The following is a 14,511-nucleotide window of genomic DNA, read 5'->3' as shown; positions in this document are numbered from 1 at the left end:
AGTCCAGAAGCTCCCCGCATAATCGATCGATAACAATGCCAACACAGATAAACGAGGCAGTCGGTGACCGCGGACAACAGCATAGAAATCTTCATCCAGCGCTGGCGCAATGCCGGCGGCAGCGAGCGGGCCAACTACCAGCTGTTCCTCACCGAACTCTGCGAGCTGCTGGATCTGCCGCGCCCGGACCCGGCCGGCGACGATACGCGGGACAACACCTATGTGTTCGAGCGCCGGGTACTGATCAAAAATCCCGACGGCAGCGGCAACAACGGCTTTATCGACCTGTACAAGCGCGGCAGCTTCGTGCTTGAAGCCAAGCAGACCGGCAAGACCTTAGACAGCTCTGGCTGGGACAAAGCCATGCTGCGCGCCCACAACCAGGCCGACCACTATGTCCGCGCCCTGCCCGCCGACGAGGGGCGCCCGCCGTTTATTCTGGTCACCGATGTGGGCCGCAATATCGAACTCTATGCTGAGTTCAGCCGCTCCGGCGCCACCTACACACCTTTCCCAGATCCGCTCAGCCACCGCATCCGCCTCGAAGACCTGCGCAAGGCGGAAATCCGCCACCGCCTGCGCGCTGTCTGGCTGGACCCCCTCTCCCTCGACCCCAGCCGCCGCGCGGCCAGAGTCACCCGCGAAGTTGCCGACCAGCTCGCGCGCCTGGCCAAGTCCCTGGAAGCGGGCGGCCAGCACCCGGAACGGGTGGCAGGCTTCCTGATGCGCTGCCTGTTCACCATGTTTGCCGAGGACGTAGGTCTGCTGCCGGAGCGCGGCTTCACCGACTTACTGGAGCGCTTGGCCAACAAGCCCGACACCTTCGCGCCCATGCTAGAGCACCTGTGGCAGACGATGAACAGCGGCGGCTTTTCGCCAATCTTGGAAAGCAATGTATTACGCTTCAATGGCGGCCTGTTTGCAGATGCCAGCGCCATTCCCCTGGATCGTGACCAGATGGAACTGTTAGCCCAGGCCGCCCACGCCGACTGGCGCTATGTGGAGCCCACCATTTTCGGCACCCTGCTCGAACGCGCGCTGGACCCGCGCGAGCGTCACAAGCTCGGCGCCCACTACACGCCACGCTCCTATGTCGAGCGGCTGGTGCTGCCCACCATCATCGAGCCGCTCAGGGGCGAATGGCGCGAGGTGCAGGCGGCGGCGCTCACCTACGAGCAGCAGGGCAAACACAAGGAGGCGCTGAAGGAGGTCAAGGACTTCCACCGCCACCTGTGCGACGTCAAAGTGCTGGACCCGGCCTGCGGCAGCGGCAACTTCCTCTACGTGACGCTGGAGCATATGAAGCGCCTCGAGGGCGAGGTGCTGAACCTGCTGCATGACCTGGGCGAGAGCCAGGGCCTACTGCAGCTGGAAGGCGTCACCGTGGACCCGCACCAGTTCCTCGGCCTGGAGATCAACCCGCGTGCCGCCACCATCGCCGAGATGGTGCTGTGGATCGGCTACCTGCAGTGGCACTTCCGTACCCACGGAAATATCAACCCACCGGAACCAGTGCTGCGCGACTTCCACAATATCGAGCACCGCGACGCGCTGATCGACTACGACGCCCGCGAGCTGGTGACGGACGACAGCGGCGTGCCGCTGACCCGCTGGGACGGCGTCACCACCAAGGCCAGCCCGATCACCGGCGAGCAGATTCCGGACGAGTCCGCGCAGGTGCCGCAGTACCGCTATATCAATCCGCGCAGGGCGGCTTGGCCGCAGGCGGACTATATCGTCGGCAATCCACCGTTTGTAGGCAACAAGCGGATGCGCTTAGCGTTAGGCGATGGTTATGTAGATGCGGTACGCAACACCTGGCGGGAAGTGCCGGATACTTCGGACTTCGTCATGTATTGGTGGCACAAGTCTGCCGAGCTCGTCCGTGATAGAAAATTGCGGCGTTTTGGCTTGATCACAACCAACAGCCTCAAACAAGTCTTCAGCCGCAAAGTGTTGGAGCAACACCTTACCGCTAAGAATCCATTATCGCTGGTTTTCGCCATTCCCGATCACCCTTGGGTAGACTCGACGGATGGCGCCGACGTCCGTATCGCCATGACGGTAGGAGCTCCGCCGGGAGAGCTTGGCACCCTGGCCAGAGTGATCGCGGAAGCTGACGGCGCCGACGATGAGATCGATGTCCGCCTCTCCAACCGCACCGGCGAGATTCATGCAGACCTGTCGATCGGCGCAGCGATCAGCCGGGCACAGCCATTGTCGGCCAACTCCGGTATCTGCTTCCAGGGCATGAACCTGGTAGGAAAAGGCTTCCGGCTTTCGGGAAATGAAGTGACAGCGCTTGGCTATGACATTGCGGCATTGCCTGATGTCATCAAGCCGCACTTCAATGCTCGTGACCTGATGCAGAATGGCGAATCATGTTGGGTAATCGATCTGTTTGGTCTGAGTGCGGACGATGCCAAAGCGCAACACCCAGCTCTTTACAACCGGCTTTTGGTTAGGGTTAAGCCAGAGCGTGATCAAAATAAGCGAGAGTCGCGGAAAAGGAACTGGTGGTTGTTTGGGGAGCCCGTCGGCCGCTTGAGAAAAGCATGGGCGAGACTCCCTCGTGTCATTCTTACACCGGAGACAGCAAAGCATCGTGTCTTCACATTTGTGGATCGCCCGTTTTGCCCGGATCACAAACTCTATGCAGTTTGTTCGGATGATGCGTTTAATCTCGGCATTCTTTCCTCTAGGATTCAAGCAAGTTGGGCGCTAGCAGCAGGCGGGCGCATGGGCGTTGGCAATGACCCAGTGTTTAATAACACGCGCTGCTTTGCCAGATTCCCGTTTCCCGACGCTGGACCTGAGGCGCAGGCGCAGATTCGGAAACTGGCTGAGGGGATCGACGCACACCGCAAGCGCCAGCAGGCCGAGCACCCCAAGCTGACCCTGACCGGCATCTACAATGTGCTGGAAAAAATCCGCGCGGAGCAGCCGCTGGACGCCAAGGAAAAGCTGGTCCACGAGCAGGGCCTGGTGTCGGTGTTGCGCGAACTGCACGACGAGCTGGACAGGGTCGTGTTCGCCGCCTACGGCTGGCAGGACCTGGCCGCACAACTGGTCGGCCGCCCCGGCGCCACCACGCCGCTGCCGGACAAGCCCGTCGCGCAGGCCGAGGCGGAGGAGGAGTTGCTGTCGCGCTTGGTGGCACTGAATGCCGAGCGCGCCGCCGAGGAGGCGCGGGGCAAGATCCGCTGGCTGCGCCCCGAATACCAGAACCCGAATCGGAATCCCGCTGCCACGGCCGCGCCGCAGCAGGCCCAGGCCGATCTGGCGATCGAGCAGCAGCCCGCAGCGGCAACAAAAATCCCGGAAGGCAAACAGCCCTGGCCGAAGCAGATGCGCGAACAGGTCGCTGCCGTGCGCGCCGCCCTGACCAACGGCGCCCTGCCGCTCGCCGCCATCGCCGCCCAGTTCAAACGCTCGCCACAGGACAAGGTGCGCGCGGTGCTGGAGGCGTTGCAGGAGTTGGGCATGGTGCGCGAAGAAGCCGGCCACTATCGCCTCGCAAACTGACCGGTTCATGTACGAGCCTGCTTGCAGGCGAAACGGGGAGCGCCGAGATCCAGCTCGGCAGGCGGAGAAACCGTAGAAAAACAACGGCGCACATAGAACTATATGAAAACAATTACTACGTATCGATACGAGGGCCTAGAAATAACTTCCGAAATAGTGGAAAAAACCATCGGGCCACAAGACTATATTGTCTATTCAATACGCAGCTCTTTTCGTGAGTTCAGTCAAACCAATAATATTTCCTACGTCGCAAAAGAAGAAATAAAAATCGAAGATCTGGACGTGTCGAGACGAGGTTTTGCTAAGGATTTGGCCAGGGAAATACGACAATCCGGAAACCAAACATTAAATTTTGAAGCAGTTCAAGTGCAAGACCCAGGAACGGGAAGCTGGTTAAATTTTTTGTCAGCAACAGTGGATACGAATCAACCAGTTACCCTGTTGGAAGAGGGGATCTACTCAGCTTTTGAAGATCAACATCCTGTGGGAAGCACTTCAGTTAGATCTTCAACGGGAGAAATTGTCAAAATTCCAATTTACAAAGCCAAGTTTCTGATAAGAAATACTGAGGTTGCAACTGAAGTCGCATTTGCAAAAATGCAACAGCCATGCATTCTCGGAAATAACACATTTTCCTTGCTTAGCCATGATAACCCAAAGTGGTATTACGACCTGAAGGACAACTACATTAATCGAGCATATCGAGCCACAATCAGTTCGAAGAAAAATACCATTTTGATCTTGGGCTCTTTTCGGAAAGATCAAAGATCACGATTGGAAGAGGCAAGAAAAATTGTATTTGATCTTGGGTATCGTCCACTAATGCTCGACGATTTCGAGGATATTCAAGAGCAGACCCTTGCCGAAAAGCTAATGTTTTTTGGCGCCATGAGCCATATGGTCATATGCATAGATATAGAATCTGCTGGTCACTATGTTGAGCTAGCGCTTTGTGAATCTTTAAAATTCATAACGGCAATTCTCCATGAAACTCCAGACGAATTTGGGACAATAGGCACCAGTACAGCGATGCTCGCACATCTTGTAACTGAGAATAACTGTATTAATTCATTCACAATAGAAGAATCTGCATTAGATAAAACGATTGAGGATGCGTTGATTTGGGGAAATCAGTTTCGAGAGGATAAAATGAATCGGCTTAATGAGCTTTATCAATGCTGGCGAAAGCGTACTCCAGCGGTATTGAAATCAGAATAAAATCGAAAAGTTTGAGCCAGTAGCGGAAACGACGAACGACGAACGAGGAGCGGGTGCGAGCCGCTCCATTGCCCCGGCATCACAGCTTCCCCTATGCGAGAACGAATTGGGCCTCAAGTTTGTTCAGGAGCTGAAATGTCGTGATGTAGGGGATTCCGAAGGCATCACAGATATTTGGAATCTTTACCTTGGTACTGTTTGCTGGAACAGGAACCTCGTGAGTAACTACTGTACCGCCGGTAACCGCAGCCGTAGCCACAAGCCATGGATCCGCTTTTCCCAAAAATTCCGCGATAAATTCGGGCTTTTTGCCGTCAAGATCGGCTACGTGTTGCGCGACTTCAGCAAATTTTTGCTGGGTTTCGTCCGCTGATACAGGAATGAAATGGTCCTTTCGGTCCTTGACCCACTGTGACAGTTCATCGTCGCCCTCTGAGAGTTCGTCATAAACAGAACGAATGCTGGCCAGCGCAGAAGTTGCGTACTGCTGATCCAGCCATGCCCAGTAGGCGGGACAGAAGCTCATCTGGTAATGTAGGTTTTTGGCCTGTATATAGGTATTGGCATCCAGCAAATACATCAAATCCCCAGTTCCTTGGCGTAGGTGGTAATCCTGTAGGGTTTCATATTCAGTAGGTTTCCCGCATCCCGGAGGAGAACCCGCCCACTCAAGGCCTCGCTTACCAAAGCCCGGGAGAAGGCTTCACTGATTTGACCTTTCTGGGTCCGGTAGAAATTTGGGCCGCCCTGAGATTTTTTCCTATTGCGATACTCTTTCAGTAGGTCGTCGACATATTTCCTGTATTCGTCACGAGTAATTTTTCCTAGAGTGAGCGCCCGCCTGGCAATTACCCAAGTGCTTACCCGGAAGTGCGCTTCCAGCACCGGAAGATTGTCTTTCCAGTTCTCGGTGTTCTCCCAATGGGCCAAGAACTCGGTCTCAGGAACCAGAAACTCTGCGGCGACGGCGTTACAGAAAACTTCTTCTCTCCTGTGGGTTTCGGAGCTTGCGTCGGAAATGCCGCTCTGGCCGATCCAGATATGAGCGAGCTCGTGAATCAGCGTAAATAGCCGTGCGCTTGGTGCATCCGCCTGGTTGATAAAGATGACCGGCGCGAGCGGATCAGAGATCGCAAATCCGCGAAACTCCTCAACGGATAATGGTCGGGAATAGTGGCGGAGATAGCCTTGGCGCATGACCAGAATTCCAGCATCTTCAATTTTCCGAATCAGGAGCCGCAAATATTCATCCCAGTTACCTCTTTCCGGGTGAGGTGGTACCCCGAGTACCCTGCGCATATCCTGGACGACTTCCGCAACACTGGAATTCGGAGAAAAGTGCCCGACATGGGGGTTGCGCTCCACGTCCTGGTCTCTTAGATACTCTGCATACCACTCCTGCCGCCTAAGTACTATCTGAGCCATTTCTATCAGCTCTGGGGTGGGCTGCTTGGGGTGCTGCCCACCAACTGTTCTGAGATCGGGCAGAGGCAAGCGTTCTTCGGGGGGCTCTTTTAGATACAGGTACCCGAACGGAATGTGCGTCTTGGCTGCAAAATCTTGTGCCTGCTTGAAGGTGGGAGGCTGTTCTCCACGCTCCCAGGCATGGACCCTATCTTCTGTGACTTTCATCTTGACGGCCAGCGCAGATACGCTGAGCTGTGCCCGTTCACGGGCCCAGGTCAGGATCTCTGGGTTAATACTGGCGTAAGTAGTGGCCATGACTGCTGTTCGATGTAGACAGAGTTAGTGGTTGCTTAGTGTAAGCTTGGAGGCTAGGGATAGCCAACAGGCGCCGTGAGCTCTTCTGGCCGGACACCATGTTAAGCTGCTGGGTAATGCTTCACCTTGCACTTTGAGGAAAAAGAAAGAACAAATGAGTGATAGTCCCCCTCGCCTTTGAAGAAGAGGCGCCGCCTTGCATAAAATTTGCCGGAAGCCAAAATACGCAGGTCAAATCTCCGCCCGCCGCCGCACATCGTCGAAGCTGGTTTCGGTCAGCAGGCGCCCGTCGCGGAAGACCGGTTGCAGCAGATTCTGCCGCGCGCCGAGCTCCTCGAGGCGGATCGTCTCCATGTCGCCCGCGGCATTGATGATCAGGGCCAGGCGCCCGCGCATGGACTTTTTCTCCGGACCGGTCACCGGGTTCTTGTACACATCCTGCCAGTGGCCGTCGATGCGGATGGCGCTGGCCTTCATCGCGAAGCTGAGCAGATCCCGGTCCAGCTTCTGCAGCAGCGCGCCGCCCATGCCGAAGGTGACATTGTCGGCGCTCTGGCCGCGCTCCTGCATCGCCTGCAGGATCTTCGGAATCGAGTGCCGCGAGATGCCGTCGCCCTGAATCACGCGGATGAATTCCGGCAGCATCCGGTAGCCCCTGCCGTTTACCGAGGAACCGAAGATGCGCATCAGCCGCTCCAGGCTCTCGGTGACGATTCGGACCGGATCGCCGGAGTCGGGCCTGATGACCAAGGTGCCGCCGTTGTCGATCACCCGCTGCCTGAGCACACCGCCCCAGATATTCTCGATTGCATTCCAGATGTCGTAGCTGTCGCTGACCACCGCCACCAGTTTGCCCGGGCCGGCGAACTGGTCGAGCATGTTGGCGTAGGCGTCCGCCTCGCGCGCCTTGCCCCAGGCGGTCATGGTGCTGTGCTCGGCCGCGGGGATCGAATAGCCGGCCATGTCGGCGCCGTAAAACTGCCGCGCCGCCACCAGCCCGGAAACCGTGTCGGTGCCCTGGAAATTCACCAGGTGCGCCATGCCGCCGAGCATCGCCGTCTCCAGACTGCTGGCGCCGCGGGCGCCGAAGTCGTGCAGCTTGAACGGCAGGCTGTCGAGCGAGTCGGCCGTCTCCCTCAGGTAGCGGGCGATGATCTTCTTGATCTCGCGGCTCTGGGTCGCCACCGCCATCGGGTACCAGGTCGCGCGCACCAGTGCCGTCTCGATATAGGTGGTCAGCCAGAAACAGGCCGGGCAGGTGTTCACTGTCTGCAGCATCACATTGTGCAGCGGCACCACCGTGCCCTCGGGCACCGCGCTGACCTCCAGCGGCAGCAGGCCGCCGTGTTCCTGCAGTATGTGCTCCCAGCCGGCGCGGTGAAACGGCAGCCCGTGGGCGTGCAGCAGCTGCTCCGCCTCGTCGATATCCGCGGCGCCGATCGGTTGCTGCAGGTAGCCCTTGATAAACGCCTGCAGACCGAAGAACACCGCCTCCGGAAACTCGCCGCCCCGGCACTCGATGTAACTGCTCACATACTCGGAGCCTGGCGGGTACTGAAGGTAGTGGCTGGCCTTGTAGCTGTCGACGTTGAGGATCAGGTTGTGGGCGGTCATTGGAGAATCATAGTTAGGGGGGGGATGCCATCGCTGAAATTCAGTGCATGGCAAAGTCGTTGAATATCGGCTTTTATTAAAGCCATGGAATACAAGGATTACTACAAAATCCTCGGCCTCGAGCGCGACGCGGATCAGGCAGAGATCAAGCGCACCTACCGCAAGCTGGCGCGCAAATATCACCCGGATGTGAGCAACGAAGAGCAGGCCGAGGACCGCTTCAAGGAAGTGAGCGAGGCCTACGAGGTGCTCAAGGATCCGGAGAAGCGCGCCGCCTACGACCAGCTCGGCGCCGGCTATCACTCCGGGCAGGAATTCCGGCCGCCGCCGAACTGGGATGCGGGTTTCGAGTTCCACGGCGGTGGCTACACCGAAGCGGATCCGGAGGCGTTCAGCGACTTCTTCGAGAGCCTGTTCGGACGTGCCGGCGGCTTCGCACATGGTTACGGCGGTGCGCGCAGGCGTCAGTTTCATGCCGAGGGCGAGAACACCTACGCCAAGATCGCCATCGACCTGGAGGACAGCTACCGCGGCGGCACCCGCCAGATCACGCTCAAGCACTCGGTGCTGGGGCCGGACGGGCGGCCGCAGATCCAGGAGCGCAAGCTCAACGTCAAAATCCCCAAGGGCATCACCGAGGGCCAGCAGATCCGTCTCGCCGGCCAGGGCGAGCCGGGCGTCGGCGAGGGCAAGCCCGGCGATCTGTACCTCGAGATCACCTTCAAACCGCACCCGCTGTACCACGCCGAGGGCAAGACCGTCTACCTGGACCTGCCGCTGGCCCCCTGGGAGGCGGCGCTGGGTGCCAAGGTGAAGGTGCCGACGCCGGACGGTCCCGTCAATCTGACCATTCCCCCGAACAGCAAGGATGGCAGCAAGCTGCGCCTCAAGGGCCGCGGTATACCGGCCAGGGAACCCGGCGACCTGTACGTGATATTGAACGTGGTCGCACCGCCGGCCAATACCGAGGCGGAAAAGGAGGCCTACCGCCAGTTCAGCCAGGCATTCAAATTTAATCCGCGCAGCGGTATGGGAGGTTAAAGATGGCGACCAGCAACCTCGAAGAAATAACCGGCGCCATTCTTGATGAAGAGAGCGAACTGAGCCTGGGCGAACTCTGCCGCGCCGCCGGCATGCCGGCGGAACACATTATCGCGCTGGTGGAGGAGGGCATCATCGAACCCCGCGGCAGCCGGGCGCGCTGGCGCTTCAGCGGCATCTGCGTGCGGCGCGTGCGCAAGGTCTACACCCTCGAGCGCGACCTGGGCGTCAACCTGGCCGGCGCGGCACTGGCGATCGACCTGCTCGAGGAAATCGAGCGGCTGCAGGCGCGGCTGGCGCGCCTGGAGAGCGGGCGGGATTAACCTTTTCGTCTGGCGACAGCACCCCGTAGGAGCGGCCGGTGGCCGCGATCGATGGCGGGGATTACCTGCAAGTCTGCTGATTCGCGCCATCCTTGGCGTTTACCCTTCGGGCACCTGCGGCGTCCAAATTTGCTCCCGGCAAATTTGTCGCGGCCATGGGCGGATGGCCGCCCCGCCGCTCCTACAAAAATTCGGTCAGGCGGCCACCGCCCTGGTAATGGTCATCACCAGGTAGGCGTTATAGGCGATATAGGCCAGCAGCAGCGCCGCGCCCTCGAAGCGGTTGATGCGCCCCTGGCCGCGGAAACCGTAGGCAAACACGAACAGCGCTACCGTCAGGCCGATCACCACCGGCCAGTCCCGCGTCAGCACCTCCGGCGGCACATTGGCCATGGGCGCTATGGCGCCGGCGATCCCGATCACCGCCAGCAGGTTGAACATATTCGAACCCACCACGTTGCCGATGGCGATATCGTGCTCGCCCTTGCGCGCGGCGATTATCGTCGCCGCCAGCTCCGGCAGCGAGGTGCCCAGGGCGACGATGGTGAGGCCGATTATCAGGTCGCTGACGCCCAGCGCCTCGGCGATGGTCACCGCGCCCCACACCAGGATGCGCGAGCTGACGATCAGCAGCGCCAGGCCGGCCACCAGCCAGAAGATGGCGCGGCCGAGTGTCATGGCGTGAGTTTCCAGTTCCCTCTCTATCTCACTCTCGACTATGTCGCCCTTGCCGGTCAGCGCCGAGTAAATGGACCAGCCGACCAGGCCGAAGAACCCCGCCAGCAGGATCAGTGATTCCCAGCGCGCCAGGCCGCCGTCCCACAGGAAAAAACCGCCGAGCAGGGTAATCGCCAGCAACAGCGGCAGCTCCTTGCGCACGATTTTCGAGTGCACCGCCAGCGGAATGAATATGGCCGTGACGCCGAGAATCAGGCCGGTGTTGGCGATGTTGGAACCGTAGGCGTTACCCAGCGCCAGGCCGGGGCTGCCGTCCAGCGCGGCCATGGCCGACACCACCATTTCCGGCGCCGAGGTGCCGAAGCCGACGATCACCATGCCGATCAGCAGGGCCGGCATGCCGGCGTGCCTGGCGGTGGCCGCGGCGCCCTCGACGAAGCGGTCGGCGCTCCAGACCAGCAGGGCGAATCCGGCGATGATGGCGAGGGCGGCGAGAATCATAGGGCGTCCTGTGTCGATACGGTCACGTTAGAGGGTAGGGCAGGTGCGCTGCAAACGGGGGCCGATTGTACCGGCTTGACCGAATACCGAAAGGATGTTTTGGCATTCGCGCCATCGTCGCCGCGGCAGTCCGGCCGGTCAGTGGGTTTTGGCGCCGCCACTCACTACAGTGATGTCGTAAGCGAACAACACTGCAAGGGCCCTCTCCATGAACAAGAAGCTGCTAGTGGGCGCCCTGATCGGCGCCGGCATCTCGATGTTGAACAAGAAGATGCGCCAACAACCGCAACCGCAGTCGCGGGCGCCCGATATCGCCACACCGGACTTCTCTCGGGTGCCGCCGCCTACCCCGGCCGGCCGCCCGCAGGATAGCGGCCTGGACGACATCTTTGGTCGCCGGGCCCAGCAGGGTGCACCGGGCGCCGGTGCAGCCCCCGGCGGTCCGGCGGGTGCCGGTGCCAGTGGGGATATTTTCGGTGGCGCCGTTCCCGCCGGTGGCGGGGCCGCCGTGCTGATGGATATCGCGCGCCGCATCTTCGCGCAGATGCAGCAGCCGGGCGGCACCATGGGCAAGACTGCCGGCGTGCCCGCCGGCGGCGGCAACCTGAACGATATACTCGGCCAGATCTTCGGCCGCATGAACGGCAAGTTCGGCCAGCAGGGTCCGATGGGCCAGTCCGGCAACACCGGCGCCTGGCGGCAGGCGGAGCGGGGCGGGCTGTTCGGCTTTGCCGCCAATGACAGCGGCGCCCGCGGCGAGGAGCAGGCAGAACTGATGCTGCACGCGATGGTCGCCGCGGCCCAGGCCGACGGCCACATCGACGAGCGCGAACAGCGCAATATCATCGGCGCGCTCGAGGGGCAGCTGGAAAAGCACGAGCTGAAGGAGTTGCAGCAGTTCCTGGCCACGCCGGTGGATATGGATCAGATTGTCGCGCGGGTCAATGACCCGGCCACCGCCTTCGACGTCTACCTCGTCTCGGCGATGACCATCAACGAGGACAACCCGCGCGAGCACGCCTACATGGAGCAGCTGGCGGAGAAACTCGGCATCTCCGAACAGGCGGCACACTTGATCGAGGAGCAGTTGCCGCACGCCGCCTGAATATGGCGGCTGCGCAGCTTGTTCAATTGCACCGGCGCCGCCTCGCCTGCGGCGCCGGTGTTCGTAAAAAAGGGTTGCCTATGCATGCGGTAACAGTGTCCCCGAGCAACTTTGCAGCTTTCGCGCTGGCGCTGCTGCTGGCGGCCGGCTGCACACCCGAGGAAGAGCGGGCCAGGCCCCCCGGCGCCGACATGGCGGAGCCGACCGGCTGCTGCCAGCAGACCGAGGCGCTGTGCGCCAGCCCGGTGACCGAGGCGCAGTGCAACGAATGGGACGGCACCTTCCACCCGGGCAGCCGCTGCCGCGTCAATGTCGGCGAGTGCGGCCCCGAGCACGACGAGTAGCCGGCTATTACGAATCCAGGATATCCGATTGGCACGAAGCGCGTTGATTCTGCCGGTTCAGAGGCGGCGCATCGACAGCAGCGGCATGCGGCGGCGCACCGTCGCCAGTTTTTCCCCGCTGAGCGTGGCGACAATCACCGCCTCCCCCTCGCCGGCCTCGGCGATGACTTCCCCCCAGGGATCGATAATCGCCGAGTGCCCCCAGGTGCGCCTTGTCGGCGAGTGCTCGCCGCCCTGATTGGCAGCCACGACGAAACAGCCGTTTTCGACCGCCCGCGCGCGCAGCAGCGTCAGCCAGTGCGCCTGGCCGGTGACATAGGTAAACGCCGCCGGCACAAACAGAATCTCGGCGCCGGCCGTCGCCAGCTGGCGGTAGAGTTCGGGGAAGCGCAGATCGAAGCAGATACTGAGGCCAAGCGCCGCCGCCGGCGCCGACACCACGCAGGTCTGCTCGCCCGGCTCGATACTGGCGGATTCGCGGTAGCGGCCGGCGGCATCGGCGACCTCCACATCGAACAGGTGCATCTTGTCGTAGCGGCCGCGCAGCACACCGCGCTCGTCGTAGACCAGACAGCCGGAGCGGGTGCGCCCGCCGCTGACCGCGGAGCCGTCTGCCCGCTCGGACAGCGGCACCGCGCCGGCCACCAGCCAGAGACCCAGCTCCGCCGCCCATTGCTGCAGCGCGCGCTGGATCGGCTGGCGCCCGGCATCGGCTTTCGCGTCGCCGGCGAAGGGCTCCGCGGCGGCGGCGCTGCCCCGGTCGGAGAAGTGGGCAAAATTCTCCGGCAGCAGCACCAGCTGCGCGCCGCGCCCGGCCGCCTCCCGCAGCAGAATTTCGGCCCGCACCAGATTGCCGGCGACCGATTCGCCGCTGACCATCTGTACCGCCCCGACACAAAGATCGTTCACGTCACAGCCCCAAGAAACCCTTAAAGAGCCCCACCCCAGTCCTTGAATGATTGCCTGTCACGCTAACCGTTGGCGCGCCGCCTCAGTGCTGCGGTAGCAACTCGGCGAAATTCTCGCCGGTCGGATACTTGCCGGCGGACCATCCCAGCCGCACCACCACCGTGTTGGTGGAGGGCGAGATCATCACCACCTGCGCGCGGTTGCCCTGCATAAAGTAGGCATCCGCCGGCAGCTGCGGATAGCGCAGCGCGTCGCCGCCGCCGTTCAGCCAGAACTGGTAGCCGTAGCGCGGCTCGTTGGCGCTGCCGTTCGGCGTCGCCGCGCGCGCGACCCAGTCGGCGCTCAGCAGCTGCTCGCCGTTCCATTCGCCGCGGTTCAGCATCAGCTGTCCGAGGCGCGCCCAGTCGCGGCCGGACGCGTAGATATAGGAGCTGCCGACGAAGACGCCGCTCGGGTCCACCTCGAACACCGTGTGCGCCATGCCCAGCGGCTGCAGTATTTCATTCTGGAAGAAATCCAGGCTCGCCTGCACATCGCCGCCCAGCTGCTCGTGCATCCAGCGCGCGATCAGGTTGGTGGTGCCGGAAGAATAGGAGAAGTGCGCACCCGGGGCGAAGGCGGCCGGGCTGACCATGGCCACGTCGGAGGCGCTGTGGGCACTGAACAGCATCCTGGTGGAATCGCTGCCCGGGGCATAGGTCTCGTCGAAATCCAGTCCCGAGGACATATGCAGCAGGTCCTCCAGTGCGATGTCGGCGCGCTCATCGCCCTCCCAGGCAGCAAATACCGGCCTGGCCGAGCCGTCGGCCAGGCCCAGGGTTTCCATGCGCCCCTGCATCATCGCGGTCAGGCTCTTGCCCATGGACCAGCCGAGCAGCGGCGTCTGCGCATCTATGCCCGCGCCATAGGCCTCGGCCACCAGTCTGCCGGCCTGCACTACGACTAAGGCGCGGGTCTGCAGGCCGGCGGCGTTGTCGCGCGCCACCTGTGCCTCGACGCGGCGCTGCAGCTCGCCGTCGATGGTGGATACACCGTTGCCCAGCGGCCACTCCTCACCGTTGGTGACGACCGGCTGCAGGCGCACCTTATCCAGGGCGCCGGTATCGCCGATATCCAGCGCGCAGCCGAGGCCCTCGCGGTAGCTGGCGCTGGTCTCGCCCATGCCGAGCAGCGCGGCACTCACAGTATTGTCGCCGTACTGCAGGTCCAGCAGGCGGTTCGCGGGCGAGTAGGAGGCCAGGTCGTCGAGAATCCGCGCCTCGCCGAAGCCGGACACGAAGCGCGCCGAGCAGGCCAGCTTGGCGCCCATGCCGGTGGCGACGCGCACGGCGCTGCCGAGCTGGGTGACGGAGAAGCCCAGCAGGCTGGGCGCGAGCAGTGCCAGGGCCAGCAGCAGTGCGGCGGCGCCGCCCAGCAGTATTGTTATGGTTTTCTTCATGGGGCTTTCCATTGAACGAGATCCCCGCAGCGGGGAGAACTATAAAAAACGCACTATTGTATCGGGCACAGAAGTCGTGTGCTGGTTGGTTTG

The 14,511-nt window shown here is 61.5% G+C and carries 12 protein-coding genes; 6 read left to right on the top strand and 6 right to left on the bottom strand.

The features are described 5' to 3' along the window. Window positions 1–63: 63 nt before the first annotated feature. The gene (locus tag RRF64_RS11405; RefSeq protein ID WP_323846007.1) at window positions 64–3,525 is read left to right on the top strand and encodes a class I SAM-dependent DNA methyltransferase; all 3,462 of its coding nucleotides are present in this window, start codon (window positions 64–66) and stop codon (window positions 3,523–3,525) included. Between the two features lie 156 nt (window positions 3,526–3,681). Next, window positions 3,682–4,743 (top strand): hypothetical protein, encoded by a 1,062-nt coding sequence (locus RRF64_RS11400; protein WP_323846006.1) that lies wholly within the window; start codon window positions 3,682–3,684, stop codon window positions 4,741–4,743. 91 nt (window positions 4,744–4,834) lie between these two features. On the opposite strand, the gene RRF64_RS11395 is transcribed toward RRF64_RS11400, so the two are convergent. From RRF64_RS11395 to RRF64_RS11385, 3 genes are all read right to left on the bottom strand, one after another. Next, complete coding sequence (locus tag RRF64_RS11395; protein WP_323846694.1) at window positions 4,835–5,323, bottom strand: DUF4411 family protein; 489 nt, start codon at window positions 5,321–5,323, stop codon at window positions 4,835–4,837. Next, window positions 5,323–6,465, bottom strand: a complete 1,143-nt coding sequence (locus RRF64_RS11390) for an XRE family transcriptional regulator (RefSeq protein ID WP_323846005.1) — start codon at window positions 6,463–6,465, stop codon at window positions 5,323–5,325. Before RRF64_RS11390 ends, RRF64_RS11395 begins: the two co-directional genes overlap by 1 nt. Window positions 6,466–6,696: 231 nt before the next feature. Beyond that, window positions 6,697–8,079, bottom strand: coding sequence for a nicotinate phosphoribosyltransferase (locus RRF64_RS11385; protein ID WP_323846004.1), 1,383 nt, complete (start codon window positions 8,077–8,079; stop codon window positions 6,697–6,699). Between the two features lie 84 nt (window positions 8,080–8,163). Between RRF64_RS11385 and RRF64_RS11380 the strand changes: the two genes are divergently transcribed. Next, entirely contained in the window at window positions 8,164–9,120 is a 957-nt protein-coding gene (locus tag RRF64_RS11380; protein WP_323846003.1) for a DnaJ C-terminal domain-containing protein, read from the top strand. A gap of 2 nt (window positions 9,121–9,122) precedes the next feature. Beyond that, the gene (locus RRF64_RS11375) at window positions 9,123–9,443 is read left to right on the top strand and encodes a chaperone modulator CbpM (protein ID WP_323846002.1); all 321 of its coding nucleotides are present in this window, start codon (window positions 9,123–9,125) and stop codon (window positions 9,441–9,443) included. A 195-nt stretch (window positions 9,444–9,638) separates the two neighbouring features. Here the strand turns inward: RRF64_RS11375 and RRF64_RS11370 are convergent, their stop codons facing one another. Beyond that, window positions 9,639–10,622, bottom strand: coding sequence for a calcium/sodium antiporter (locus RRF64_RS11370; RefSeq protein WP_323846001.1), 984 nt, complete (start codon window positions 10,620–10,622; stop codon window positions 9,639–9,641). A 208-nt stretch (window positions 10,623–10,830) separates the two neighbouring features. On the opposite strand from RRF64_RS11370, the gene RRF64_RS11365 reads away from it, so the two are divergent. Both RRF64_RS11365 and RRF64_RS11360 read left to right on the top strand, forming a co-directional pair. Further along, window positions 10,831–11,727, top strand: coding sequence for a DUF533 domain-containing protein (locus RRF64_RS11365; protein WP_323846000.1), 897 nt, complete (start codon window positions 10,831–10,833; stop codon window positions 11,725–11,727). An 80-nt stretch (window positions 11,728–11,807) separates the two neighbouring features. Beyond that, complete coding sequence (locus RRF64_RS11360; protein WP_323845999.1) at window positions 11,808–12,071, top strand: hypothetical protein; 264 nt, start codon at window positions 11,808–11,810, stop codon at window positions 12,069–12,071. A 57-nt stretch (window positions 12,072–12,128) separates the two neighbouring features. On the opposite strand, the gene RRF64_RS11355 is transcribed toward RRF64_RS11360, so the two are convergent. Next, a complete protein-coding gene (locus RRF64_RS11355) occupies window positions 12,129–12,980 on the bottom strand; it encodes a carbon-nitrogen hydrolase family protein (protein ID WP_323845998.1) in 852 nt (283 codons plus the stop codon). An 82-nt stretch (window positions 12,981–13,062) separates the two neighbouring features. After that, window positions 13,063–14,418 (bottom strand): serine hydrolase domain-containing protein, encoded by a 1,356-nt coding sequence (locus tag RRF64_RS11350; RefSeq protein ID WP_323845997.1) that lies wholly within the window; start codon window positions 14,416–14,418, stop codon window positions 13,063–13,065. Between the last annotated feature and the right edge of the window lie 93 nt (window positions 14,419–14,511).

It is taken from the genome of Microbulbifer magnicolonia, from assembly GCF_035117725.1.
Taxonomy (GTDB): Bacteria; Pseudomonadota; Gammaproteobacteria; order Pseudomonadales; family Cellvibrionaceae; genus Microbulbifer; species Microbulbifer magnicolonia.
The sequence above is the reverse complement of the archived record's forward strand: the minus strand, read 5'-3'. Positions and strand labels throughout refer to the sequence as shown.